Raw genomic sequence first — 23,928 nt, 5'->3', positions numbered from 1 at the left:
GCAGGGGTTCAGGCGGGCAGCACCGCGCGGTTCGAGAGTCCGGCTCGGGCGGCGCGGGCGTAGGCGCCGGGCAGCGCGGCCAGGAGGGCGTCGACGTCCGCGTCGGTCGAGGTGTGGCCGAGCGTCATCCGGAGCACCCCGCGGGCCTCGTCCTCGCTCCGGCCGAGCGCGAGGACCACGTGCGAGGGCTCCGGGATCCCCGCCGTGCAGGCGGACCCGGTCGAGACGGAGACGCCCGCGGTGTCGAGGAGGAAGAGGAGGGAGTCGCCCTGCGCACCGGGGAAGGCGAGGTGCGCGTTGTTGGCGACCCGGCGTCCGGAGTCGAGGGCGGGCCCGGTCAGGGTCGCCCCCGGCACGGCGGCGAGGACGCCCGCGACGAGCCGGTCCCGCAGGGCTGTCAGGCGCCGCGCCTCCGCCGACAACTCGGCGTCCGCCTCGACCGCGGCGGCGGCGAAGGCCGCGGCGCCCGGCACGTCCTGAGTGCCGGAGCGGACGCCCCGCTGCTGTCCGCCTCCGTGGAGCACCGGGACCACGCGGGCGTCGCGGGCTAGCACGAGCGCACCGGTCGCGATCGGCCCGCCGACCTTGTGACCCGAGACGCTGACGGCGGCCAGTCCCGCGCCGCGCCCGGAGCCGGAGGCGCGGCGGATCTCGGCGATCCGCAGCGGCACGTGCCCGAGGGCGGCGACCGCGTCGACGTGGAGGGGGACGCCGGCGCGGGCGCACACCGCCGCCAGCTCGGCGATCGGGTTGATCGTCCCGATCTCGTTGTTGACCCAGAGCACCGTGACCAGGGCGACCGAGCCGGGGTCCTCCTCCAGCGCCGCGGCGAGCGCCTCCGGCCGCAGGGTGCCCTCGTCGTCGAGAGGCAGCCACTCGAGGACGGCGCCCTCGTGCTCGGCGAGCCAGGCGGCCGAGTCGAGCGTCGCGTGGTGCTCCCCCTCGGCGACCAGGACCCGGACGCGAGCCGGGTCCTCGCTCCGGCGCTGCCAGTAGAGGCCCTTGATCCCGAGGTTGACCGCCTCGGTGCCGCCGGCGGTGAGGATCACCTCGATCGGCTCGCAGCCGAGCACCCCGGCGAGCGCCGACCGGGCGTCCTCCAGCCGGCGGCGCGCCTCCTGGCCGGAGCCGTGGACGGAGGAGGGATTGCCGGCGTGGGCGGACGCCTCCGCGAACGCGGCGAGCGCCGAGGCGCGCAGCGGGGTGGTCGCAGCGTGGTCGAGGTAGATCACAGCAGCCCTTCGTCCCGCGTCGGGGGCACGGAGGGAGCCGGTGCCCGTCACTACTGTAAGTCGCATGACCTCTCACGATCCCCTGGCCCGGCTCGGCGTGACCGTGGACGATCAGGGCGGTGAGCTGCGGGTCTGGTCCCAGAGCGCGAGCGCCGTCGATCTGCTGCTGTACGACGAGAAGGATCCGACCTGGGTGACCCGCACGGTCCCGCTGGCGCGCGACGACGCCGCGGTCTGGTCCGCGCGCTCCGATCTGCTGGCCCCCGGCCGCCGCTACGCCCTGCGCGTCGACGGGCCGACGGGCCCCCGGCACCGCTTCGACCCCCGCCGGGCCCTGCTGGAGCCGTACTCCCGGGGCCTGCACCGGGTGGCGGAGAACGAGTGGCGCTCGGTCGTCGTGGACGACGCGTTCGACTGGAGCTCCTCCTCCCGGCCCGGCACCCCGATGGACCGCACCGTGATCTACGAGGCGCATGTGAAGGGGCTGACCCGGCTGAACCCGGCGCTGCCCGTGGAGCTGCGCGGCACCTACGCCGGCCTGGCGCACGAGTCGACGGTCTCGGCGCTGCTCGATCTGGGCGTGACGGCGGTCGAGCTGCTGCCCGTGCACGCGTTCGTGTCGGAGCAGCGCCTGCTGCGGCAGGGGCTGACCAACTACTGGGGCTACAACACGCTGAACTTCTTCGCCCCGCACGCCGCGTACGCCTCCTCCACCGCGCAGCGCGGCGGACCGACCGCGGTGCTCCGCGAGTTCAAGGGGATGGTGAAGCTCCTGCACGAGGCCGGCCTCGAGGTGATCCTGGACGTGGTCTACAACCACACCGCCGAGGAGGGGCCGGGCGGGCCGATGTCGAGCCTGCGCGGGATCGACGACGCCGGCTGGTACCGCCAGACGCCCGAGGGCCACTACGTGGACGTCACCGGCTGCGGGAACACGATCGACTTCGGCCGGCCCGCGGCGCAGCGCCTCGCGCTGGACTCGATGCGCTACTGGTCGGGCGAGGTCGGGATCGACGGCTTCCGGCTCGACCTGGCCGCGACCCTCGGCCGGGACGAGATCGCGCACTTCCGGAGCGACCACCCGCTGCTGCGGGCCGCGGTCGAGGATCCGGCGCTGGCCGGCGTGAAGATGATCGCCGAGCCCTGGGACGTGGGAATGGGCGGCTGGCAGACGGGAAACTTCCCGGCCGGGTGGTCGGAGTGGAACGACCGCTACCGCGACCGCGCCCGCAACTTCTGGCTCTCGGACATCGACTACGCCCGCCGCGCAGGCACGGCCCCCGTCGGCATCGGCGGCTTCGCAACCCGGCTCTCGGGCTCCTCCAACACCTTCTCGGCGGAGCGGGGCCCCCTCGCGTCGGTCAACTTCGTCACCGCGCACGACGGCTTCACGCTGGCGGACCTCGTCTCGTACAACGTCAAGCACAACATCGGCAACGGCGAGTCGAACCGCGACGGAGCCGACACCAACCGCTCCTTCAACCACGGCTTCGAGGGCCCCACCACCGACGAGCGGATCACGCTGGCGCGGCGCAAGGCGATGCGGAACCTCCTCGGCACCCTGCTGCTGTCGGCCGGCGTGCCGATGATCACGGCGGGCGACGAGACCGGGCGCAGCCAGCGCGGCAACAACAACGCCTACTGCCAGGACTCGGACCTGACCTGGGTGCGCTGGGAGGGCCTGGCCGACTGGCAGCTCGCGCTCCGCGCGCACACGCGCACCCTGCTGCGCCTGCGGCGCGAGCACCCGGCGCTGCGTCCCTCCCGCTACGGCAGCGGCGACGCGAGCGAGCCGGGCGCCACGACCATGACGTGGTTCGACGCCCACGGGCGCGGGATGAGCGAGCACGACTGGACCTCCGCCGCCAACCGGACGCTGCAGTACCTCGCGGCCTCGACGTCGGTCGAGGGCGAGCCGGACCGTGTCCTGCTGGTGGTGCACGGCGTCGAGCAGGACACCACGGTCGTGCTCGCCGACGGCGAAGGGGTCACCGGCTACACGCGCCTGTGGAACAGCGAGGAGCCGGAGCCGCTGGAGCACGGCGAGTCGTTCGAGCCGGGGCAGGTCATCCGCGTGGCCGGCACCTCGATGCAGCTCTTCGCCGCGCACGGGCCGGCGGCCGAGCAGGACGCCTGATGGCGCGGAGCGGGCCGGGGACCCCGGCGACCGTCGCGCTGACGGCGGCGGGTGTCCCCTTCACTCCCCGCCAGTACCGGCACGACCCGGCCACGACGCGCTACGGGCTCGAGGCGGCCGAGGCGCTCGGCGTCGAGCCGGAGCGCATGTTCAAGACCCTGATGGTCGATGTGGACGGCGAGCTCGTGGTGGGCGTCGTGCCCGTCACCGGCTCGCTCGGGCTGAAGGAGCTCGCGGCCGCGGTCGGAGGCAGGCGGGCGGCGATGGCCGACCCCGTGCTGGCCCAGCGCCGGACCGGCTACGTGCTCGGCGGCATCTCGCCGCTCGGGCAGAGGACGCGGCACCGCACCGTGATCGACGAGACCGTCGAGCTCCACGACACGGTGCTCGTGTCGGGCGGGCGCCGGGGCTTCGACATCGAGCTCGCCCCCGCCGACCTCGTCGCCGCGACGGCCGCCCTCCTCGCCGACATCGCGCGCTGACCCCTGCTCCCCCGCCGTCCTCCTCCGGGCGCCGTTTCGCTCGATGCGCCGTCCTCCTCCCGCGAGATCCCACTCCGGTCCGCGAGACGCCGAGGAAGGCGCACCGGAGCGGCATCTCGCGGAGAGGGACCGGGCGGGGTCAGCCGGCGGCGGCGGCCAGTCCCAGCTCGGCGGAGCGGGCCAGGAGGGGATGCCGCGGCACGACGCGGACGGTGTAGCCGAAGGAGCCGCTGCGGTCGAGCGTGACCACTCCGGCGTAGGGCACGCGCCCGACCGCGTCGGCCGGCACTACGGCACCCGACTCCTCGACCACCTCGAGCTCGTGGTGGCGGACCTCGGTGAGCGAGCCGTCAGCGGCCGTCGTCCCGTACACGACCTCGACCGAGACGTCCGCCGGCGAGAGCTCGCCCAGGCGCACGCCCGCCCGCACGGCGAGCCGGTCCCCGCGCTGGGGCACCGCGTCGATCCCGCCGGACTCGACGGACGCGACCGCGACCCCGGGCCAGCCGGCGCGGACCCGCCGCTTCCAGGTCGCCAGCTCCTTGGCCGGCTCGAAGTGGTCGGCGGCGACGGCGCGCCCGGCCTCGGCGGCCGGCGAGTAGAGCGCCTCGACGTACTGGCGCACCATCCGCTCGGCGGAGAGCTCGGGCGAGAGGGTCGCGAGGGTGTGCCGGATCGAGCGCACCCACCGCCGGGGTACGCCGTCGTGATCGCGCTCGTAGTAGCGCGGCACGACCTCGGTCTCGAGCAGCTCGTAGAGCGCCTCGGCCTCGAGCGTGTCGCGGGCCTCCGGGTCGAGCGCGCGGTCGGAGGAGGGGATCGCCCAGCCGTTCTCGCCGTCGAAGTACTCGTTCCACCAGCCGTCGAGGATCGAGAGGTTGAGCGAGCCGTTGAGCGCCGCCTTCATCCCGGAGGTGCCGCACGCCTCGAGCGGGCGCAGCGGGTTGTTGAGCCAGACGTCGGTGCCCGGGTAGAGCAGCTGCGCCATCGCGATGTCGTAGTCCGGCAGGAAGACGATCCTGCGGCGCACGTCCGGCTCCTGCGCGAAGCGGACGAGCCGCTGGATCAGGCGCTTCCCCTCCTCGTCGGCCGGGTGCGACTTGCCCGCGATGACGATCTGGATCGGGTGCTGCGGGTGGGTGAGCAGCGCCCGCAGACGCTCGGGGTCGTGGAGCATCAGGGTCAGCCGCTTGTAGGTCGGCACCCGCCGTGCGAAGCCGATGGTGAGCACGTCCCGGTCCAGCAGCTCGTCGAGCCAGGCCGGCGGGAGGCCGCCCGGGTTCTGCTCGCGCCAGGAGCGGGCGGCCCGGCGGCGGGCATCCCGCACCAGCTGCTCCCGCATCGCGCGGCGCGCGGCCCACAGCTCGGTGTCGCCGAGCGCACCCGAGGCCCAGTCGGCCCGCGTCGTGTCGTCGGTGCCGAGCCGCTCCTCCGCGAGCCGCCGGAGGATCGGATCGGTCCAGGTGGCCGCGTGGACGCCGTTCGTCACCGAGCCGATCGGCACCTCCGCCGTCTCGAAGCCGGGCCAGAGGCTCGAGAACATCGAGCGGCTGACCTCGCCGTGCAGCGTCGAGACGCCGTTGGAGCGCTGCGCGAGCCTCAGGCCCATGTACGCCATGTTGAACGCCGTCCCGGAGTCCCCCGGCTCGGCGCCCAGCGCGAGCACGTCCTCGACCTGCACGCCCGGGAGCAGCTCCGTGGAGAAGTACTCCTCGATCATCCCGCGGTCGAAGCGGTCGATGCCCGCCGGCACCGGAGTGTGCGTCGTGAAGACCGTGCTCGCCCGCACCACCTGGAGAGCCTGGTCGAAGTCCAGGCCCGCGCCGATCAGGCCGGAGATGCGCTCGAGCCCCTGGAAGCCGGCGTGCCCCTCGTTGGTGTGGAACACCTCCGGGAGGACGCCGCCCGAGACCTCGGCCCAGAGCTCGAGCGCGCGGACCCCGCCGATGCCCAGCAGCAGCTCCTGCAGCAGGCGGTGCTCGCCCCCGCCGCCGTAGAGGCGGTCGGTGACGGAACGGAGCGAGTCCTCGTTCTCGGGGATGTCGGTGTCGAGCAGGAGGAGGGTCACCCGGCCGACCTCCGCGCGCCAGACCCGGGCGTAGAGCGCGCGTCCCTCGGGGAGCGCCAGCACGATGCGGGCGGGCGAGCCGTCGGCGAGACGGACGACGCGCAGCGGCAGCCCGTCGGGATCGAGCGAGGGGTAGGACTCGAGCTGCCAGCCGTCGGCGGAGAGCTTCTGCGAGAAGTAGCCCGACCGGTAGAAGAGGCCCACGCCGGTGAGCGGCACGCCCAGGTCCGAGGAGGCCTTCAGGTGGTCGCCGGCGAGGATGCCGAGTCCGCCGGAGTACTGGGGCAGCGCCGCCGCGATCCCGAACTCCGGCGAGAAGTAGGCGATCGAGCGCGGGGCGGACTCCGGCAGCGACTGGTACCACCGCGGCTCGGTGCGGTAGCGCTCCAGCTCGTCGCGGAGGCGCCACGCCTCGTCGACGAAGCCCTGGTCCCCCGCCAGCTCGGCGAGGCGCTCGGGGCTCACCGCTCCGAGCAGAGCGGTGGGGTCCGCTCCCCCGCTCCGCCACAGCTCCGGATCGACCCGCTCGAACAAGCGCCGGGCGGGCTCGTGCCAGGCCCAGCGGAGATTGCCCGCCAGATCGCCCAGAGCCGAGAGCTCGGGCGGGAGGACGGAGCGGACGATGAAGCGGCGGATCGCCTTCACGGCACCCCTCGACTCTCTGCGGACCCCGGAGCGCCCGGTCGCGGAGCACCGGGGCGGTCGCGCTCGGTCACCCTAGCGGACCCCTCGGCCGCCGCGGATCGGCCGGACGCGGACCCGCCCCGACGCTCCGGCACGCGCTCCCCGGATCCGTTTGCACAGGCCCGAGCGCGGGCGCAACCGTCGTGTGCGAGCCGCCGCCGGTCGCTACTGTCGTGACGTGGCTCAGATACCTTTCGGCAAGGCTCAGAACGGCAAGGACGCACGGCGAGCGGGTCGCGGACGCGCACCCCAGGAGGCGTCGGCGCCTCCCGAGACGGCCGCTCCGGCGCCCGCCGCCGCCCCCGAGGCGACTCCTGCTCCCCCCGCGGCCGACAGTGCTCCGGCCGCCCCGGTGACTGCGGACGCACCCGATGCGTCGCCGGCGCCCGCGACGACCGGGAGCGGCTACCGCGTCCGCGCCGAGCGCCTGCCGATCGTCGACCCGCAGCCCCGGCTCGAGGACGACCGCTGGCCCGCGAAGGCGTTCGTCGGCGAGGTCGTCCCCTTCGCCGCCACGGCCTTCCGCGAGGGGCACGACCTCATCGGCGTCGACCTCCTGCTGAGCTCGCCGTCCGGGGCCGAGTCGGAGCACCGCATGTCGCTCCTCGCGACCGGCACCGACCGCTACGGCCGTCTCGTGGCCCTCGACGAGGAGGGCGACTGGAGCTACCGCATCCGCGCCTACGCCGACGACTGGGCGACCTGGCTCCACACGGCCGAGGTCAAGATCCCGGCCGGCCTGGACATCGACGTCACCTTCGCCATCGGCGAGGGCCTGCTGCGCCGCGGCGCCGACGACTCCTCGCGGCCCGAGGGCGAGCGCAGCCTGCTCTTCGACACCGCCGCCCGAGTCGGCGACACCACGCTGAGCGCCGAGGAGCGCCTCGCCGCGGCGACCGATCCCGCCGTCCACGGCGCGCTCGACGCCCGCCCGGTGATGAGCCTCACCAGCGTCTCGGAGCCGCGCACCGTCCACGTCGAGCGCACCCGCGCCGGCGTCGGCGCCTGGTACGAGTTCTTCCCCCGCTCCGAGGGCGCCGTGCGCCACGAGGACGGGACCGTGACCAGCGGATCCTTCCGCACCGCGATCGACCGCCTTCCCGCGGTGGCCGCGATGGGCTTCGACGTGCTCTACCTGCCGCCGATCCACCCCATCGGCCGCTCCTTCCGCAAGGGCCCGAACAACACGCTCGACGCCGGCGAGAACGACCCCGGCTCGCCGTGGGCGATCGGCTCGGCCGAGGGCGGCCACGACGCGATCCACCCGGACCTCGGCACCGAGGACGACTTCCGCGCCTTCCACGCCGCGGTCGAGGCCGCGGGCCTCGAGCTCGCCCTCGACTTCGCCCTGCAGGCCTCGCCCGATCATCCCTGGGTCACCAGCCACCCCGAGTGGTTCACGACGCTCCCCGACGGCTCGATCGCCTACGCCGAGAACCCGCCGAAGAAGTACCAGGACATCTACCCGATCAACTTCGACAACGACCCCGAGGGCATCCGTCAGGAGTCGCTGCGGGTCCTGCGGCACTGGATCGATCTGGGCGTACGGATCTTCCGCGTCGACAACCCCCACACGAAGCCGCTCGACTTCTGGGAGTGGATCATCCACGAGGTCAACGCCGAGCACCCCGAGGTCGTCTTCCTCGCGGAGGCGTTCACCCGTCCCGCGATCATGCGCGCACTCGGCAAGGTCGGCTTCCAGCAGTCGTACTCGTACTTCACCTGGCGCAACACCAAGGAGGAGCTCGGCGAGTTCTTCACGAGCATCTCCCACGAGACGGCCGACTACATGCGGCCGAACCTCTTCGTGAACACTCCGGACATCCTCACCGAGTACCTCCAGTACGGCGGCCGCTCGGCGTACAAGGTGCGGGCGGCCCTGGCCGCGACCGCGTCGCCGCTGTGGGGGGTCTACGCCGGCTACGAACTGGTCGAGAACGTCGCTCGCCCGGGCGCCGAGGAGAACATCGACAACGAGAAGTACGAGTACAAGACGCGCGACTGGGCCGGCGCCGAGGAGTCGGGCCGCTCGCTGGCGCCGTACATCACGCGCCTCAACGAGATCCGGCGCTCGCACCCCGCGCTCGGGCAGCTGCGGAACCTGCACGTGCACGGCAGCGACGACGACGCGATCCTCGTCTACTCCAAGCACCTGCAGGCCGCGTTCACGGGCACCGGGACCGACGACACGATCATCGTCGTCGTCAACACCGACCCGCACTCGGCCCGCGAGACCACGGTCCACCTCGACCTGCCCGCGATCGGGCTCGACTGGAGCGCGACCTTCGAGGTCGAGGACCTGATCACCGGCGCCGTCTGGACCTGGGGCAGCGACGACTACGTGCGGCTCGACTCGTTCGTCGAGCCCGTGCACATCCTGAGCGTGAAGGCGGACGAGCGATGAGCGGAACCACCCCCGAGGGCACGAGCCCGGCCGAGGAGGCGGGCTTCGGCGCGCACGCCGAGACGGTCCCCACGACGGGCACCAGCTCGGCGACCACCTCCGGCCACGGCGCGCACGTCGCCGACGCGGCACCCGACGCACGACAGCACCCCGGAGCGGAGGGCGAGAACGCGCGCAGCTACGCCGTCGAGACGGTCCCGGAGGCGCCTCAGCCGGTCGCGGCCGACGACGCCGTGACCGTCGAGCCCGACGCCGACGACGCGGAGTCCGCTCCGGTCGGCAGCGGGGCCGAGGGCGACCTGCCCGACGACACGGACGCCGCCGATTCGGTCGCAGCCGACAGCGCCGCGCCCTTCGAGACGACCGCCGGCCCCGCCGAGACGACCGCGGACCCCGCATCCGCTTCGGGCCCCGTCGACGGCACCGCTGCGATCGCGCTGCCCGACATCCCGGAGTGGGTGCTGCAGCAGCTCGCCACCGGCAGCAACGCGCTCCCCCACGACGTCCTGGGCCAGCACCTCGTCGCGGCCCCCGGCGTCTCCGACCCGGTGACGGTCGTCCGCGTGCGCCGCCCGCTCGCCGAGAAGGTCGCCGTGGTGCTCGCCACCGGCGCCCGCGTCGAGCTCAGCCACCTCAGCGACGGGATCTGGCAGGGCTTCCACGTCCTCGGTCCGCAGGCGTACACCGTCGAGGCCCGCTACGGCGGCGGTGGCGAATGGACCGCGGAGGACCCCTACCGCTTCTCGAAGACGGTCGGCGACTTCGACCTCTACCTCATCGGCGAGGGCCGCCACGAGCGCCTCTGGGAGGCGCTCGGTGCCCGCCACCGCGAGCACGAGGGGGTCTGGGGCACGAGCTTCGCCGTCTGGGCCCCGCACGCCCAGGCCGCTCGGGTCGTCGGCGACTTCAACGACTGGAACGGCGAGGGCCACTCCCTCCGCAACCTCGGGACGACCGGGGTCTGGGAGATCTTCGTCCCGGGCGTCGAGCCCGGAGCCTCCTACAAGTTCGACCTGCTCTCGCGCGACGGCCACTGGGTCCGCAAGGCCGACCCGATGGCCCGCGCCACGGAGGTGCCGCCTGCGACCGCCTCGAAGGTCCCCGTCTCGCACCACCAGTGGGGCGACTCCGGCTGGATGGAGAAGCGAGCCTCGGTCGATCCGCACACGCAGCCGCTCAGCGTCTACGAGATGCACCTCGGCTCCTGGCGTCCGGGACTGGGCTACCGCGACCTCGCGGACCCGCTGATCGAGTACGTCACCGAGCTCGGCTTCACGCACGTGGAGTTCATGCCGCTCGCCGAGCACCCGTTCGGCGGCTCCTGGGGCTACCAGGTCACCGGCTACTACGCCGCCTCGAGCCGCTTCGGCACGGCCGACGACCTCAAGTACCTGATCGACCGTCTGCACCAGGCCGGCATCGGCGTCATCGTCGACTGGGTGCCCGGGCACTTCCCCAAGGACGACTTCGCCCTCGCCCGCTTCGACGGCGAGCCGCTCTACGAGCACCCGGACTGGCGCCGCGGCGAGCAGATGGACTGGGGCACCTACGTCTTCGACTTCGGGCACACCCAGGTGCGCAACTTCCTCGTCGCGAACGCCCTGTTCTGGCTCGAGGAGTTCCACGTCGACGCCCTGCGGGTGGACGCCGTCGCCTCGATGCTCTACCTCGACTACTCCCGCAAGGAGGGCGAGTGGCTGCCGAACCAGTACGGCGGACGCGAGCACCTCGAGGCGATCAGCTTCCTCCAGGAGGTCAACGCCACGGCCTACAAGCTGCACCCCGGCATCATGATGATCGCCGAGGAGTCGACGAGCTGGCCCGGCGTCACCCAGCCCACCAGCTCCGGCGGCCTCGGCTTCGGGCTCAAGTGGAACATGGGCTGGATGCACGACTCGCTCGACTACATGGCGAACGACCCGCTCTGGCGCCAGTACCACCTGGGCGAGATCACCTTCTCGTTCGTCTACGCCTTCAGCGAGAAGTTCGTCCTGCCGATCAGCCACGACGAGGTCGTGCACGGCAAGGGCTCGCTGATCCAGAAGATGCCGGGCGACCACTGGCAGCAGCTCGCGAACGTGCGCGCCTACCTCGCCTTCATGTGGGCCCACCCCGGCAAGCAGCTGCTCTTCATGGGCCAGGAGTTCGGCCAGTACTCCGAGTGGAGCGAGGAGCGGGGTCTGGACTGGTGGATCCTCGATCAGCCGAGCCACCGCGGTCTCTGGAGCCTCGTCGGTCAGCTGAACCGCGTGTACCGCGACTCGCCGTCGCTCTGGGAGCTCGACCACGAGCAGTCGGGCTTCGAGTGGATCGACGGCGGCGCGGCGGCGGCCAACGTCGTCTCGTTCCTGCGCAAGGACAGCGAGGGTCGCCCGATCGCCGTCATCGCCAACTTCTCGGGCTCGCCCGTGCACGGCTACCGCGTGAGCCTGCCCACGGCCGGCCGCTGGGAGGAGCTCGTCAACACGGACGCCGAGATCTACGGCGGCAGCGGAGTCGGGAACTTCGGAGCGGTCGAGGCTCGCGAGGAGCCGTGGGCCGGCCGCCCGGCTTCCGCCGAGCTGGTCCTGCCCCCGCTGGCCGTGCTCTACCTGCGACCCGCCGACTGATCGGTCCCCGCACGGAAGAGGCCGCCCGCCGCGACGATCGTCGCGAGCGGGCGGCCTCTCGGCGTTCCGGCCGGCGTCAGTAGAGCAGGCCGGTGAGCCGGGCCCGAGCCTTGTTGACGCGCGGGTCGGTCTGACCGACGATCTCGAAGAGCTCCAGGAGACGAGCCCGGACGGCGGCCTTCCCCTCGGCGTCGAGCCGCGGGAACATCGAGAGCAGCCGGTCGAAGGCGTCCTCGACGTGTCCGCCGGAGACGTCCAGGTCGGCGACGGCGAGCTGTGCGTCGAGGTTCGACGGCTCCGCCGCGGCGGTCGAGCGGATGTCGTCGAGCGTGCGGCCCTGGAGGCGGGCCAGCAGCCGCACCTGAGCGAGACCGGCGACCGCGAGGTCGTCGCGCGGGTTCTGCGCGATGGCGGTCTCGTACTCGGTGATCGCCGCGGCGTAGTCGCCCCGGTCGATCGCGTCGTAGGCCTCCTGGTGGTGCGGCGGCAGCGGCTCCGGCTCGGGCTCCGCGCCCTCGGCGGGAGCGGCTCCCTCCACCGGCACCGTGCCCGTCACACCGTTCTGAGCGGCGAGCTGGAGGACCTGCTCGAGCAGGTCGCGCAGCTGCTCCTCGGCGACGAGGCCGCTGAACAGGGGCACCGGGCGGCCGCCGATGATCGCGGCGACCGTCGGCACGGACTGCACCTGGAACGCCTGCGCCAGCTGCGGGCTCGACTCCACGTCGACCCCGACGAGCACGAACGCGCCGGCGTACGAGACGACGACCTTCTCGAGCAGCGCGGTCATGCTCTGGCTCTGGTCCGACCAGGAGCCGCGCAGGTCGACGATCACCGGCACGCGCGAAGAGAGCTGGACCACCTGGTCGAACTCGGCGTCGCCGGCGGTCAGCAGCAGCGGATTCGCGCCGGGCGCGCCTCCGGGAGCGGCGGGCGCGGCCGGGGCGCCGGCGGAGGCGGCGGGCGGGGTGCGGCGGTTCACCAGCGACGAGAGGTCGACGGCGCCGCGGAGGTTTCCGGGCAGGGGCGGGACGGTGCTCACGGCAGCTGCACCACCGAGACGAGTCCCTGGCTCCATCCGAGCATCACGATCTTCTCCTCCGATCCGACGGGCGGTACGTAGAACAGCAGTTGGTATCCGTAGGTGGTCTCGATGCCGGTCGTCGACTTGTCCGTGCCCAGCAGGGTCTGCGAGGCGCCGGAGGTCGAGACGGTCGAGCCCTCGGCAGTGGGGCGGACGGTCGACGTCTCGGCGATGCTCGCCGCGACGAGCGCCCCCGAGTCGTTCGTCGCGAGCGCGATCGTCGGCGACGTGCCGGCGGCGTTCGAGAACTCGATCGAGGCGGTGTCCGGCAGCGCCTCGCGGTCGGCGTTCTTCTTGTCGACGCCGACCTGCCCCCGGAGGGTGTCGCCGTCGGCCGCGAAGAGCTCGGCGTACTGGCTCGAGTCGCCGTTGGCGAGCACGTCCGCGTACGCGGAGCCGACGGTCTGCGGGGCGAGCTTCATCAGGCGCGAGTCGGGCGCCACGATCGACGTGCCGACGGTGACGGGCGCGACGTCGGGGATGCGCGCGTTGGCCTCGAGCGAGATGGCGTAGTCGACCTTGTAGTCGACGCGCGGGCTCGCCTGGCTCATCATCAGCGCGATCGGGGCCTGGGTGGTGTCCGTCGAGTTCTGCACGACGGCGGTGACCAGGCGCGGCCACGACTCCGTGTCCTGCGGGAGCACCAGGCTCACCGGGGAGGCCGGGATCGTCTGCGGCGGGTCGATCGTCCCGCCCTTGGCGACGACGTCGTAGTTCGTGGTGCGCTCGGTGAGCGCCTCGCCCTGGAAGCGCTCGGCGAGGATCCCGGCGTCCCGGGCGGCGTCGGCGCGCGACGCGACATCGGCGACCTCGGCGACGACGGCCTCCGCCTGCTGCGTGGTGACCACGGGGGTCGGCTCGGCCGAGACCGGCTCTGCCCCCGCGGTCGCCGTGGCGGACGCGGTCGGCGCCTCGCTCGCGCCCGCGGCGAGATCAGGCCAGTAGTCGGAGCTGCAGCCGGAGAGGAGGACGGTCGTCCCGAGGACGACGGGCAGCACCAGGGCGGCCCGGCGGCGCGAGGGCGCCGGCGACGCCGTGGAGGCCTGGATCCCGGCACGCGGCCGGGGGCGGCGGGCACCGCGGGGGATCCGACCCTGCGGTCCCTTCCGGCGCGGGCCGTGCTGGCGGCGCAGGTGGACGAAGGCCCAGATGTAGAGGACGAGGCCGAGGAGGAGGAACACGGCTCCTCCGAGCAGCAGCGGGCCGGCGAGGGGCGTCGCGGTGTCCACGGGCCAGCTGACGCGCACGGAGTCGGCTGCCGGCGCGGTGCCGTCGCTCGCGATGAGGATGGAGACGTCCTCCGGCACGTCGAGCGCCAGGGTCACGCTGCCGCTCCCCTCGAACTCCTCGAGCCAGAGGTCGGAGCCGCGAGGATCGACGACCGCCGCGTCGGCGGTCTCGACGTCGGAGGAGAGCTGGACGCGCTCCCCCGTCTCCTCCGCGGAGGTGAGGGTGTCGTCGGCGCGCTCGTAGCCGATGGCGTCGTAGCTCGAGCCGCCCACCCAGCCCAGCACGTCGGAGGTCGGTGCGTAGGCGACGACGAGGTCGCCGCTGCCCTCGACCGTGATCGTCTGGCGGCCCGGGTTGGCGCCCAGGGTGCTGCCGTCGATCACCGCGTAGGGAGCGGAGGAGTCGAGCGCGGTCTCGGCGGTGAGGGACTCCGGAGGAGCCCAGACCGTCCGCTGACCGATGCCGAGCACGATCATCGCGGCAGCGATGACGGTGGCGATGATGGCGAAGACGAACCGCACGAAAGTACTCCTCCTGCGTTGCCGGATCGGGGTGACGGCCGGGGCCGGCTCGGGGTACGCAGCCGGACCGGGGCGCGACGGCAACAGACAAAGACAGTCCACGATAGCCGATGCCCTCGCTCCGATGCCCGGGAGAAGCCGAGAGTGCGGCCCGGGCGGCGCGCGGTGCGGGTGTCGCCCCGGCCGCGGCCTCCCTGCTGAATACACTTTCCCAGTGCCGCGAGCCCCACCGCGGTCCTGCTCTGAAGGAGACGACGTGGCGAACGACGAGGCCGAATTCACCCAGGTGTTCCGTGGCTACGACCGGGACGAGGTCGACAAGGCCGTCCAGGGCCTGCGCCGCGAGCTCATCCACTCGAACACCCAGGCGGCCGAGAGCGGCCGCGAGGTGAAGCGCCTGTCCTCCCGGATCGAGGGCCTCGAGAAGGAGCTGCAGCAGGTCGGCACTCCCACCTACGCCGGCCTGGGCGCCAAGCTCGAGCACACCCTGCGCGTGGCCGAGGAGCAGTCCGAGCGGATCATCGCCCAGGCCGAGAACGACGCCTCCGCCCTCCGCCGATCCACCCGCGACGACGGCGACCGCATCCTCCAGGAGGCGCGCGACGAGGCCGAGCGCCTGGTGACCGAGGCGCGCCGCCGTGCTGACCGGACCCGCGACGAGTCCGAGGCGCAGGCCGCGGCGACGCTCGGCAAGGCCGCCGACGACCGCGACGTGATGACGCAGGACGCCGTCCGCGAGGCCGCCGCGATCCGCGGCACCGTGGCGACCGAGGCCGCCGAGACCCGCGCCACCGCGAAGCGCGAGGCCGCCGCGATCCGCTCCGAAGCCGAGCGCGAGGCCGCGGAGATGCGCGCCGTCGCCGCCCGCGAGATCGAGGTCGCCCGCGCCGAGGCCGCCCGCCTCGCCCAGGCCAACGAGCTCCTGCGGGCCGAGGTCGCCTCCGAGGTGGACCGGCTCCGGGCGGCCGTCGAGGCCGAGGTCGCCCAGGCGCGCGCGGCGGTCGAGGCCGAGGTGCTCTCGACCCGCGCCGCGCTCGACGCCGAGGTCGCCGCAGTCCGCGCCGAGGGCGCGCGCGAGATCGCCGACCAGCGCACCCGGCTCACCCAGGAGCGCGCCGAGGCCGTCGCCGTGCTCGACGCCGAGCTGGCGGGCCTGCGCGCCGCGTCCGCCGACGAGGCCGCTGCGCTCTCGCGCGAGGTCGAGCAGGCCCGGATCGACCTGGTGGTCGAGCTCGCCGCGCGCCGCGAGGAGGCCGACCGCGACGACCTGCTCCGCCACCAGGAGGCCGTCGCGCAGACCCAGCGCTACCTCGACGAGTCGAACCTGCAGCTCGCCGACGCCATCCGACGCGCGAACGACAAGCGCCTCGAGGCGGACGCCCTCCGCAGCGACGCCCTCGACGACACGACGCGACTGCGCCGGAAGGCCCAGGACGACTCCGACGCCCTCCTCGACGACGCGCGCGACCAGGCGCAGAAGCTCGTCGCGGACGCGGAGCGCCGCAGCCGCGAGCTGATGGACACCGCCGAGCGGCGCCTCGACGAGATCCGCACCGAGCGCGACGCGATCGCCGGCTACGTGTCGGGACTGCGCGGGCTCATCGGCCACATCGACGGACTCGCGGACGACAGCGACGGCGACGGCTCCGACGGCAGCAGCCCTGACGGCAGCGGCTCCGACGGCGGCTCGTCCGGCCGCTAGGCGGTCGCTGGGCGGGCGGGCTCAGCCGAGCTCGCCCGCCCACTCCGTCGGCAGCGGGGACGAGGCGGGCGCGACCACGCGCACGATCTCGTCGAGGACGCGCCGGGTCTGCGCCTCGCCGACCCAGAGGTGCTTCCCGCCCTCCACAGCGACGAGGTCCAGCTGCGGCACGCTCGCGAAGCGCTCGGCGGCCGCCTCCGGCCGCAGGTAGTCGTCGAACTCCGGGACGAGCGCTACGAGCGGTCGGCCGTCCTCGCCCCAGGCGGCGACCTCCTCCGCGCTCGTGCGGTGCAGCGGCGGCGAGAGCAGGATCGCTCCCTCGACGGAGTGCTCCCTCCCCCACTTCAGCGCGAGCTCGGTGCCGAAGGACCAGCCGACCAGCCAGGGGTGCGGCAGTCCGCGCTCCGCGACGAGCGCCAGGGCTGCGGCGACGTCGGCGCGCTCCTCGGTGCCGTGTCCGAACGCGCCCTCGCTCGTGCCGCGCGGCGACGCGGTGCCGCGGGTGTTGAAGCGGAGGACCGCCAGGTCGGCGAGCGCGGGCAGGCGGGCGGCGGCCTTCCGCAGGATGTGCGAGTCCATGAAGCCGCCGTGTGTGGGCAGCGGATGCAGGGTGACCAGGGTCGCGACCGGCTCGCGCTCCAGGGGCAGCGCGAGCTCCCCGACAAGGGTCAGCCCGTCGGCCGTGTGCAGCTCGATGTCCTCGCGACGGGCGGGGAGGACGACGCCTCCGCGGATCTCGTGGGTCATCGTGCTCCTCGGATTCTCCAGCAGTGCGTGTGCCAGTGGCGGCGGCCGGCCAGATCGGCCGCGTCGCCGAGCGCGCCGTCGGCCCGCCAGGTGACCAGGTGCGGCTGGCCGATGTCGATGGTGAGCCCGCAGCCCGGGCAGAGGTAGTTCTTCACGGCCCGCGCTGCGGAGACGGGCTGGACGTTCCACTCCCGGCCGGCGTGGGACTCGGTGCGCCGGAAGCCGGCGAGCATCTGCGAGAGGTCGCGCTGCTCGTCGTCGTCGTCACGGCGGCCGCCCCGGGGTCTGTTGCTGCGCGGCATCCCCCCAGTCTAGGAGGCCGCCGCCGTGCCCCTTCCGTCAGTGGGAGCTGTCGTCCATCTCGAGCCGGGTCTCCTCGGCGTCGAGCATCAGCTGCGCCCGCCGCAGCGTCCGCGAGGAGTAGACCCCGCGCCCCCGGGCGTCCAGCAGTGCCTCCCGCTCGGCGAGCAGGACCGCTCGGCGCAGCCGCAGGTACTGCGCGTGCGGGCCGAGGGGCGCATCCTCCGCGCGGCCGACCTGTTCCCACGCCACCTGCGAGCGGGTCAGAGTGTCGCGGCGCACGCGCTCGAGGACGCGCTCGCCCGCCTCGCCGTCGGGCAGCTCCGCCACCGCCTCGGGGAGGGCCTGGATGCCCGTGGCCACGACCTCGTCGAGCAGCGTCGCGAGCTCGCGGCGGTCGGCCTCTCCGTCGGTGCCCTGGATGCCGGTGAGCCGGATCAGCGCGGGGAGCGTCGCACCCTGCAGGAGCAGCGTCATGACGGCGACGGTGAAGGCGATCAGGATCAGCTGGGAGCGGTAGGGAGTCTCGTCCGGCAGCGACTGGGCCGCGGCGAGCGTGACCACGCCGCGCATCCCGGACCAGGACAGGACGACTCCTCCGCGCCAGCCGAACGCCTCGCTCGTGGTCGCGGCCAGATCGGTCTCGCGCCGGAGGTAGAGCCGCTCCGCTCTCACCTGCCGCCGCCGGAAGCGCTCGTCGCTGGTGGCGCTGTTGCGCAGTCGCATGAGGCCCACCGCCAGCCGCCGGTTGATCCGCTCCGCCCGCCGACCGGAGCTGCGCAGCCACAGGAGCAGCGGCCACACGAAGAGGGCCCGCAGCACGATCAGGATGACCACGGTGGCCAGACCCAGCAGCACCGCGGTGCCCACTCCGAACTCGCCCGGGTCCACGACCCCGGAGACGATCGCCTTGATCTCGGCGCCCATGAGCAGGAAGACGCCGTTCTCGAGCAGGAACTGCGCCGTCCGCCAGTTCACCCGCTCGCTGATCCGCGACTGCGGCGAGAGGAAGCGCGCGCTGTTGTGCCCCGTGTAGATCCCGGTGACCACGACGGCGAGCACCCCGGACGCGCCCAGCTCCTCGGCCGGGATGTAGGCCAGGAACGGCACGGCGAAGGACACGGCGGTGTCGAGCACCGGGTCCCGCAGCTTCGAGCGCACGAAGACGGTGAGCACGCCCATCACCAGTCCGAGGACGATCGCCATCAGGACGGAGTAGACGAAGAGGACCCCCACCTCGCCCACGTCGATCGCGTCGGTCGTGACGGAGGCGCCGACCACGGCCGCCGCAGCCGTCGCGGCGCGCAGCAGCACCAGCGCCGACGCGTCGTTCACGAGGCTCTCGCCCTCGAGCACCGTCACCAGGCGGGGCGGGAGTCCGAGCTTCTTGCCGATCGAGGTCGCGGCCACCGCGTCGGTCGGGCTCACGACGGCGCCCAGAGCGATCGCCGCGGGCAGGCTCAGATCGGGGAACACGAGGTAGAGGAAGCCGCCGACCACGAGGGCGGTCACGACGACCAGGAGGACCGAGAGCCCGAAGATCGAGCGCAGGTTCCGCCGGAAGTCGGTGAGGGGCACCTGGATCGCGGCCGAGTACAGCAGCGGCGGCAGCACGCCCGCGAGGATCAGCTCAGGCTCGACCTCGATGTCCGGGACCCCGGGGAGGTAGGACGCGCCGATCCCGATGACGACCAGGAGCAGCGGTGCGGCGATCCCGAGGCGGCTCGAGAACCGCGCGACGGTGACGACCGTGATGATCCCGACGACCCCGAGCAGCGCGTAATCCACGGCACCAGGGTAGCGAGAGCCTCAGCCCGCCGGACGCGGTGCCGAGCGGAGGGGAACGATCAGTACCAGCCGACCGATTCGGAGTGGGCCCAGGCACCGCAGGGCGAGCCGTAGCGGCCGGAGATGTAGCCGAGGCCCCAGGTGATCTGGGTGCTCGCGTTGGTCGCCCAGTCGGAGCCGGCCGACGCCATCTTGCTGCCGGGGAGTGCCTGCGGGATGCCGTAGGCACCGCTGGACTTGTTCTCGGCGTAGACGTTCCAGCCGGACTCGCGGTTCCAGAGGAGGACGAGGCAGTCGTACTCGCTGTCGGCCCAGCCGCGCTGCACGATCATGTCGTAGGCGATCGCCTTCGCGGATCCGGGATCCGGAGCGGCGGCGCGCTGGACGGGAGCGGCGGTCTCGGCCTCGGCGGAGCCCGACTCCTCCTCGTCGACGGTCGCGGAAGCGGTCTGAGTCTCGGTCGGAGTGGGCGTCGGGGTCGGGGTCGGAGTGGGCGTCGGCTTCGCCTCGGCGCCGAACGAGTCGCGCTGGACGGTCCGCTCGACGGCGTCCGCGACGACGAGCCGCTGCGCGGAGTCGCCGTTGAAGCGCGCCGGGGCCTGGTAGTAGGGGGAGGCGACCGCGCCGCTGGACGGATCGACGACGTTCACCATTGCGAACGCGATCGACGCCGTGAAGGCCAGCACCGTCACCGGGATCCGAGCCCAGGAGCGCCGCACCGGGGTCTGGTGCGGGACCGCCGGGCGACCGCTGGTGCGGTTCGCGGGCGTGTGGGCGACGGAGGTCTGAGGATGCTGAGCCACGATTACGAAAGCATAACGGACGATGACCTGATCGGCCAGCAGATCCGGCTCCGGTCAGCGGACCGCCAGCATCACGTCGACGACCGTGTCGAGCAGCAGGTCGACCTGCGCCTCGGCGTACCCGCCGCGCTGCGGGGCGAAGGAGACGGTGCGCACGTCGTCCACGGTCAGCACCGATCCGTCGCGGAAGTACCCGGAGATCCGGTCGGCGAAGGCGTCGACCTGGCGGATGTTGTAGCCCGTCGTGAGAGCGCCGGCCCGGGTGAACCGCTCGCGGGGAGCGCGGGCCAGCCGGTTCACGATCTCCTGGGCGGTCGACCGCGCGTCCGCGAGCCACGCCTCCTCGCCCCGGGCCGCGATCGCGTACTGGCGCTCCCGCAGGGCGAAGGCGTCCTCGAGGCGCTCGAGCGCCGCATCGACATGGGGCGCGGAGTAGCCGCCCTTGCGCAGGGTGAACGCGGTGTGGCGCAGGTCGGCGGCGCGGAGGTCCGCCGGTCCCCCGGAGAGCTGCGAGTAGGCCTCGCGCGCCGACGCGAGGAAGGAGTCGACCTCGGCCGTGTCGTAGCCGGGACGGGACTCGCGGGCTCGGGGGAAGGGAGCGGTCATCCCGACATCATGCCAAGCCGCGCGCCGGGAGCGGAATCGGCACGCCCCGGTGAGGCGTGCGCTCAGTGGGCGAAGAGGAAGTACAGCACGTAGGCAGCTGCGGCCGACGGCAGGATCGAGTCCAGCCGGTCGAGGACTCCCCCGTGGCCGGGCAGCCAGGAACTCATGTCCTTGATGCCGATGTCGCGCTTGATCAGCGACTCGGCGAGGTCGCCGAGCGTCGCGGTGAGCAGCACCACCGCCCCGAACACCGCGCCGACCCACCAGGGCTGGCCGAGCATCAGCAGGGCGAGCAGGACACCGACGCCGATCCCCGCGACGGCAGCACCGGCGAACCCCTCCCAGGTCTTCTTCGGGCTGATCCGCGGTGCCATCGGGTGCTTGCCCCAGGTGAGTCCGCTCACGTAGGCGCCGGTGTCGACGACGATCACGAGCACCAGGAACGCGAACGCCCAGAGCTGGCCGCCGGGCTCGGCGACGAGACGGATCGCGAAGGCACCGAGGAAGGTCGTGTAGCCCTGGACGAACGCGCCGAGGCCGATGTCGAGGGCGAGGTCCCTCCGGCTGGAGGCGGTGCGCCGGAAGAGCTGCTCCCCCAGCCGCCAGAGGCCGACGAGGACGGATCCGCCGAGGACCGTGGCCCACGCGGCGCCGAGGCCGCCGTAGTAGGCGGCCGGCACGGCGACGACCGCCACGATCCCGGTCGGGATGCGCGGGATGTCGCGACCGGCGTGGCGCAGGGCGTTCGAGAGCTCCAGCGCCGCGAGCAGCACCACCACCCCCGCGAGCACCATGAAAAGCTCCTTGACCAGCAGGAGGCTGACGACCATCGCACCGCCGCCGAGGAGTCCGATCGCGGTCGCCGACACGAGGTTCCGGCCCGAGCGCGCGGTCAGGCGGTCGTTCGTCGCCTCGAGCTGGGCGCGGGTCGCCTCGAGCTGGCGCTCGACGTCGGCCCGGCCCTGCTGGGCGCGCGCACGCAGCGCGTCGCGGGTGACCATCCGGGATCCCCGGGCACCCGGGACGTGCGGAGACGGTCTCTTCTCGCCGCCCTCGGGTCCTTCGGGGATCTCGGGCACCGCTACACCTCGAGCAGTTCGGATTCCTTGCGCTTGAGCGCCTCGTCGATCGCGTCGACGTGCTGCTTCGTGAGCGCCTCGAGCTCCTTCTCGCCGCGGGCGAGCTCGTCGTCGCCGATGTCGCCCTTCAGCGCGTCGAGGTCGTCCTTGCCCTTGCGGCGGATGTTGCGCACCGCGATCTTGGCGTCCTCGGCCTTGGTGCGGACGATCTTGACGAACTCCTTGCGGCGCTCGGCGGTGAGCTCCGGCAGGGTCACGCGGATGATCGTGCCGTCGTTGGTCGGGTTCGCGCCGAGGTTCGGCATGTCCCGGATGGCCTGCTCGATGTCGCGCAGCGAGCCCTTGTCGTAGGGCGTCAGGACGAGCGTGCGGGCCTCCTGGTTCTGCATCGAGGCGAGCTGCGACAGCGGCGTCGGGGTGCCGTAGTAGCTCACCAGCACCTTCTGGAACATGCCGGGGTTCGCGCGTCCGGTGCGGACCGTGGAGAAGTCCTCCTTGGCGACCTCGACGGCCTTGCCCATCTTGGTCTTCGCGTCGGCCAGTACATCCGAGATCACAGGGAGCTCCTTAAGAGAGGGAAGTGGTCAGTCTAGTTCGAGACGAGCGTGCCGAGCTCGGCGCCGCGGATGGCCTTCGCGACGTTGCCCGAGGGCTCCATGCCGAAGACCTGCATCGGCATGCCGTTGTCCATGCAGAGGCTGAACGCGGTGGAGTCGACCACCTTGAGGCCCCGCTGGAGCGCCTCCTGGTAGGTCAGCGCGTCGAGCTTCTTCGCGTCGGGGTTCGTCCGCGGGTCGGCGTCGTACACGCCGTCCACGCCGTTCTTGGCGACGAGGACCACGTCGGCGTGCGTCTCGAGCGCGCGCTGCGCGGCGACCGTGTCGGTCGAGAAGTACGGGAGTCCGGCGCCGGCGCCGAAGATGACGACGCGGCCCTTCTCCATGTGCCGGATCGCCCGGCGGGGGATGTAGGGCTCCGCGACCTGCGTCATCGCGATCGCGGACTGCACGCGCGTCTCGGCGCCCGCCTGCTCGAGGAAGTCCTGGAGGGCGAGGGCGTTCATCACGGTGCCCAGCATGCCCATGTAGTCGGCCCGGCCGCGGTCCATGCCGCGCTGCGAGAGCTCGGCTCCGCGGAAGAAGTTGCCGCCGCCGACGACCACCGAGATCTCCACCTCGGTCGCGGCATCGGCGATCTCGCGCGCCAGTGCGCTGATCACGTCAGGGTTCACGCCGAGCGTGCCGGCTCCGAACGCCTCCCCTGACAGCTTCAGAAGCACCCTGCGGCGCTTGCCCGTCGTCATCGCATCCGTCTCCGTCATGGACGTTTCCTCCCGTAGACCCGTACAAACCTATCCCGCGCGGAGCGGGCCCCGCGACCACGCCAGGGACCGCCCGGGCAGAGCGAAGGGAGCCCGGGTCGACTGAACGACCCGGACTCCCTCCTGCAGTGCTGTTAGGCGCCGACCTTGAAGCGGGCGAAGCCCGACACGGTCAGGCCCGCGTCGCTCAGGACCTTGCTGACGGACAGCTTGTTGTCCTTCGCGTAGTCCTGGTCGAGCAGGGCGACCTGCTTGAAGTACGCGTTCACGCGTCCCTCGATGATCTTCGGCAGGGCGGCCTCGGGCTTGCCCTCGCCGCGCGAGATCTCCTCGACGATGCGGCGCTCGTTGTCGACCTCGGACTGCGGCACGTCCTCGCGAGAGAGGTAGGACGGGTTCGCGAACGAGATGTGCTGGGCGACGGAGCGCGCGGTCTCGGCGTCCTCACCCGCGTAGCCGACGACCACGCCGACCTGCGGGGGCAGGTCCTTGTTCGTCTTGTGGAGGTAGATCGCGAAGTGCTCGCCCGAGACGGAGGCCACGCGGCGCAGCTCCACCTTCTCGCCGAGGATCGCGGCCTCGTCGTTGATGAGGTCGGCGACGGTCTTGCCGTCGGCGGGGGCCGCGAGGGCCTCCTCGACCGTGGTGGAGCCGGCGGCGACCACCGCGGCGAGCACGGCGTCGGCGAGGGCGATGAACTTCGTGCCCTTTGCGACGAAGTCGGTCTCGCAGGCGAGCTCGATCATCGTGGCGACGCCGTCCTTCTCGGCGGCGGCGACGAGGCCCTCGCTCGTCGAGCGGTCGGCGCGCTTCGCGTTGCCCTTGGCGCCCTTGAGGCGGAGGATCTCTACCGCCTTGTCCAGGTCGCCGTCGGCCTCGACCAGCGCGTTCTTCGTGTCGACCATGCCGGTACCGAGCTGCTCGCGCAGCGTCTTGACGTCAGCGAGGCTGAAATTTGCCATGTTCTCGGAACTCCTCTTGGTTCGGAAACCCTGTGGCGCCGTCACTCGCGGCGGGCTCACGGGAGGAGCCCAGCACGCCGAGGTGACGGCGGTTCTTACTCGTGGTGAACGTGCACCGACCGAGCGGGGGCCGGACGACCGCGGGTGCGGCGTCCGACCCCCGTCACGGAAC

Annotated in this window: 18 protein-coding genes; 5 read left to right on the top strand and 13 right to left on the bottom strand. The window is 72.8% G+C overall.

Annotated features, from left to right (window positions below):
- Nucleotides 1–8: 8 nt before the first annotated feature.
- The gene (locus C5C69_RS04125) at nucleotides 9–1,232 is read right to left on the bottom strand and encodes a cysteine desulfurase family protein (RefSeq protein WP_308471105.1); all 1,224 of its coding nucleotides are present in this window, start codon (nucleotides 1,230–1,232) and stop codon (nucleotides 9–11) included.
- A 64-nt stretch (nucleotides 1,233–1,296) separates the two neighbouring features.
- On the opposite strand from C5C69_RS04125, the gene glgX reads away from it, so the two are divergent.
- Together glgX and ybaK are read left to right on the top strand one after the other, a co-directional pair.
- On the top strand, nucleotides 1,297–3,369 hold the full coding sequence (glgX, locus tag C5C69_RS04120; protein ID WP_104232509.1) for a glycogen debranching protein GlgX: 2,073 nt from the start codon (nucleotides 1,297–1,299) through the stop codon (nucleotides 3,367–3,369).
- A complete protein-coding gene (gene ybaK, locus C5C69_RS04115) occupies nucleotides 3,369–3,851 on the top strand; it encodes a Cys-tRNA(Pro) deacylase (protein WP_104232508.1) in 483 nt (160 codons plus the stop codon). Before glgX ends, ybaK begins: the two co-directional genes overlap by 1 nt.
- A 139-nt stretch (nucleotides 3,852–3,990) precedes the next feature.
- Here ybaK and glgP read toward each other — a convergent pair whose 3' ends face one another.
- Nucleotides 3,991–6,564: an alpha-glucan family phosphorylase gene (gene glgP / locus C5C69_RS04110; protein WP_104232507.1), complete on the bottom strand. Its 2,574-nt coding sequence runs from the start codon at nucleotides 6,562–6,564 to the stop codon at nucleotides 3,991–3,993.
- Between the two features lie 472 nt (nucleotides 6,565–7,036).
- On the opposite strand from glgP, the gene C5C69_RS04105 reads away from it, so the two are divergent.
- On the top strand, nucleotides 7,037–9,007 hold the full coding sequence (locus C5C69_RS04105; protein WP_308471107.1) for an alpha-1,4-glucan--maltose-1-phosphate maltosyltransferase: 1,971 nt from the start codon (nucleotides 7,037–7,039) through the stop codon (nucleotides 9,005–9,007).
- Nucleotides 9,004–11,616, top strand: coding sequence for a 1,4-alpha-glucan branching protein GlgB (glgB, locus tag C5C69_RS04100; RefSeq protein ID WP_104232505.1), 2,613 nt, complete (start codon nucleotides 9,004–9,006; stop codon nucleotides 11,614–11,616). Before C5C69_RS04105 ends, glgB begins: the two co-directional genes overlap by 4 nt.
- 76 nt (nucleotides 11,617–11,692) lie before the next feature.
- Here glgB and C5C69_RS04095 read toward each other — a convergent pair whose 3' ends face one another.
- Together C5C69_RS04095 and C5C69_RS04090 are read right to left on the bottom strand one after the other, a co-directional pair.
- Entirely contained in the window at nucleotides 11,693–12,655 is a 963-nt protein-coding gene (locus C5C69_RS04095; RefSeq protein ID WP_104232504.1) for a tetratricopeptide repeat protein, read from the bottom strand.
- Nucleotides 12,652–14,448 carry a hypothetical protein gene (locus C5C69_RS04090; protein WP_104223886.1) on the bottom strand — a complete coding sequence of 599 codons (1,797 nt, stop codon included), beginning with the start codon at nucleotides 14,446–14,448 and terminating at the stop codon, nucleotides 12,652–12,654. Before C5C69_RS04090 ends, C5C69_RS04095 begins: the two co-directional genes overlap by 4 nt.
- Nucleotides 14,449–14,704: 256 nt before the next feature.
- Here C5C69_RS04090 and C5C69_RS04085 point away from each other — a divergent pair, with 256 nt between their 5' ends.
- Entirely contained in the window at nucleotides 14,705–16,150 is a 1,446-nt protein-coding gene (locus C5C69_RS04085; RefSeq protein ID WP_104257367.1) for a DivIVA domain-containing protein, read from the top strand.
- Nucleotides 16,151–16,171: 21 nt separating this feature from the next.
- On the opposite strand, the gene C5C69_RS04080 is transcribed toward C5C69_RS04085, so the two are convergent.
- The 9 genes from C5C69_RS04080 to tsf all read right to left on the bottom strand — a co-directional run bounded on the left by C5C69_RS04080 (nucleotide 16,172) and on the right by tsf (nucleotide 23,756).
- Complete coding sequence (locus C5C69_RS04080; protein WP_104257366.1) at nucleotides 16,172–16,897, bottom strand: alpha/beta hydrolase; 726 nt, start codon at nucleotides 16,895–16,897, stop codon at nucleotides 16,172–16,174.
- On the bottom strand, nucleotides 16,894–17,199 hold the full coding sequence (locus C5C69_RS04075) for a hypothetical protein (RefSeq protein WP_181027199.1): 306 nt from the start codon (nucleotides 17,197–17,199) through the stop codon (nucleotides 16,894–16,896). Before C5C69_RS04075 ends, C5C69_RS04080 begins: the two co-directional genes overlap by 4 nt.
- Nucleotides 17,200–17,236: 37 nt before the next feature.
- A complete protein-coding gene (locus C5C69_RS04070) occupies nucleotides 17,237–18,985 on the bottom strand; it encodes a sodium:proton antiporter (RefSeq protein ID WP_104257365.1) in 1,749 nt (582 codons plus the stop codon).
- A gap of 59 nt (nucleotides 18,986–19,044) precedes the next feature.
- Nucleotides 19,045–19,788, bottom strand: coding sequence for a lytic transglycosylase domain-containing protein (locus C5C69_RS04065; RefSeq protein WP_258065132.1), 744 nt, complete (start codon nucleotides 19,786–19,788; stop codon nucleotides 19,045–19,047).
- Between the two features lie 54 nt (nucleotides 19,789–19,842).
- Nucleotides 19,843–20,394: a DivIVA domain-containing protein gene (locus C5C69_RS04060; protein WP_104226865.1), complete on the bottom strand. Its 552-nt coding sequence runs from the start codon at nucleotides 20,392–20,394 to the stop codon at nucleotides 19,843–19,845.
- 62 nt (nucleotides 20,395–20,456) lie between these two features.
- Complete coding sequence (locus tag C5C69_RS04055) at nucleotides 20,457–21,395, bottom strand: phosphatidate cytidylyltransferase (protein WP_104257363.1); 939 nt, start codon at nucleotides 21,393–21,395, stop codon at nucleotides 20,457–20,459.
- Between the two features lie 80 nt (nucleotides 21,396–21,475).
- Nucleotides 21,476–22,030: a ribosome recycling factor gene (frr, locus tag C5C69_RS04050; RefSeq protein ID WP_104232499.1), complete on the bottom strand. Its 555-nt coding sequence runs from the start codon at nucleotides 22,028–22,030 to the stop codon at nucleotides 21,476–21,478.
- 32 nt (nucleotides 22,031–22,062) lie between these two features.
- Nucleotides 22,063–22,776 (bottom strand): UMP kinase, encoded by a 714-nt coding sequence (gene pyrH, locus C5C69_RS04045; RefSeq protein ID WP_374952923.1) that lies wholly within the window; start codon nucleotides 22,774–22,776, stop codon nucleotides 22,063–22,065.
- A gap of 152 nt (nucleotides 22,777–22,928) precedes the next feature.
- On the bottom strand, nucleotides 22,929–23,756 hold the full coding sequence (tsf, locus tag C5C69_RS04040) for a translation elongation factor Ts (protein WP_104223895.1): 828 nt from the start codon (nucleotides 23,754–23,756) through the stop codon (nucleotides 22,929–22,931).
- Nucleotides 23,757–23,928: the final 172 nt, after the last annotated feature.

It is taken from the genome of Rathayibacter sp. AY1C7, from assembly GCF_002931865.1.
Taxonomy (GTDB): Bacteria; Actinomycetota; Actinomycetes; order Actinomycetales; family Microbacteriaceae; genus Rathayibacter.
Note: the sequence above shows the minus strand (reverse complement) of the source record. Positions and strands in the feature narration are given on the sequence as shown.

What these genes read in the sequence shown, in the direction of transcription:
- pyrH (WP_374952923.1), bottom strand. Translation starts at nt 22,776, where the DNA reads ATGACGACGGGCAAGCGCCGCAGGGTGCTTCTGAAGCTGTCAGGGGAG.
- C5C69_RS04080 (WP_104257366.1), bottom strand. Translation starts at nt 16,897, where the DNA reads ATGACCCACGAGATCCGCGGAGGCGTCGTCCTCCCCGCCCGTCGCGAG.
- ybaK (WP_104232508.1), top strand. Translation starts at nt 3,369, where the DNA reads ATGGCGCGGAGCGGGCCGGGGACCCCGGCGACCGTCGCGCTGACGGCG.
- tsf (WP_104223895.1), bottom strand. Translation starts at nt 23,756, where the DNA reads ATGGCAAATTTCAGCCTCGCTGACGTCAAGACGCTGCGCGAGCAGCTC.
- glgB (WP_104232505.1), top strand. Translation starts at nt 9,004, where the DNA reads ATGAGCGGAACCACCCCCGAGGGCACGAGCCCGGCCGAGGAGGCGGGC.
- C5C69_RS04075 (WP_181027199.1), bottom strand. Translation starts at nt 17,199, where the DNA reads ATGCCGCGCAGCAACAGACCCCGGGGCGGCCGCCGTGACGACGACGAC.
- C5C69_RS04060 (WP_104226865.1), bottom strand. Translation starts at nt 20,394, where the DNA reads ATGACCGCTCCCTTCCCCCGAGCCCGCGAGTCCCGTCCCGGCTACGAC.
- C5C69_RS04055 (WP_104257363.1), bottom strand. Translation starts at nt 21,395, where the DNA reads ATGGTCACCCGCGACGCGCTGCGTGCGCGCGCCCAGCAGGGCCGGGCC.
- glgX (WP_104232509.1), top strand. Translation starts at nt 1,297, where the DNA reads ATGACCTCTCACGATCCCCTGGCCCGGCTCGGCGTGACCGTGGACGAT.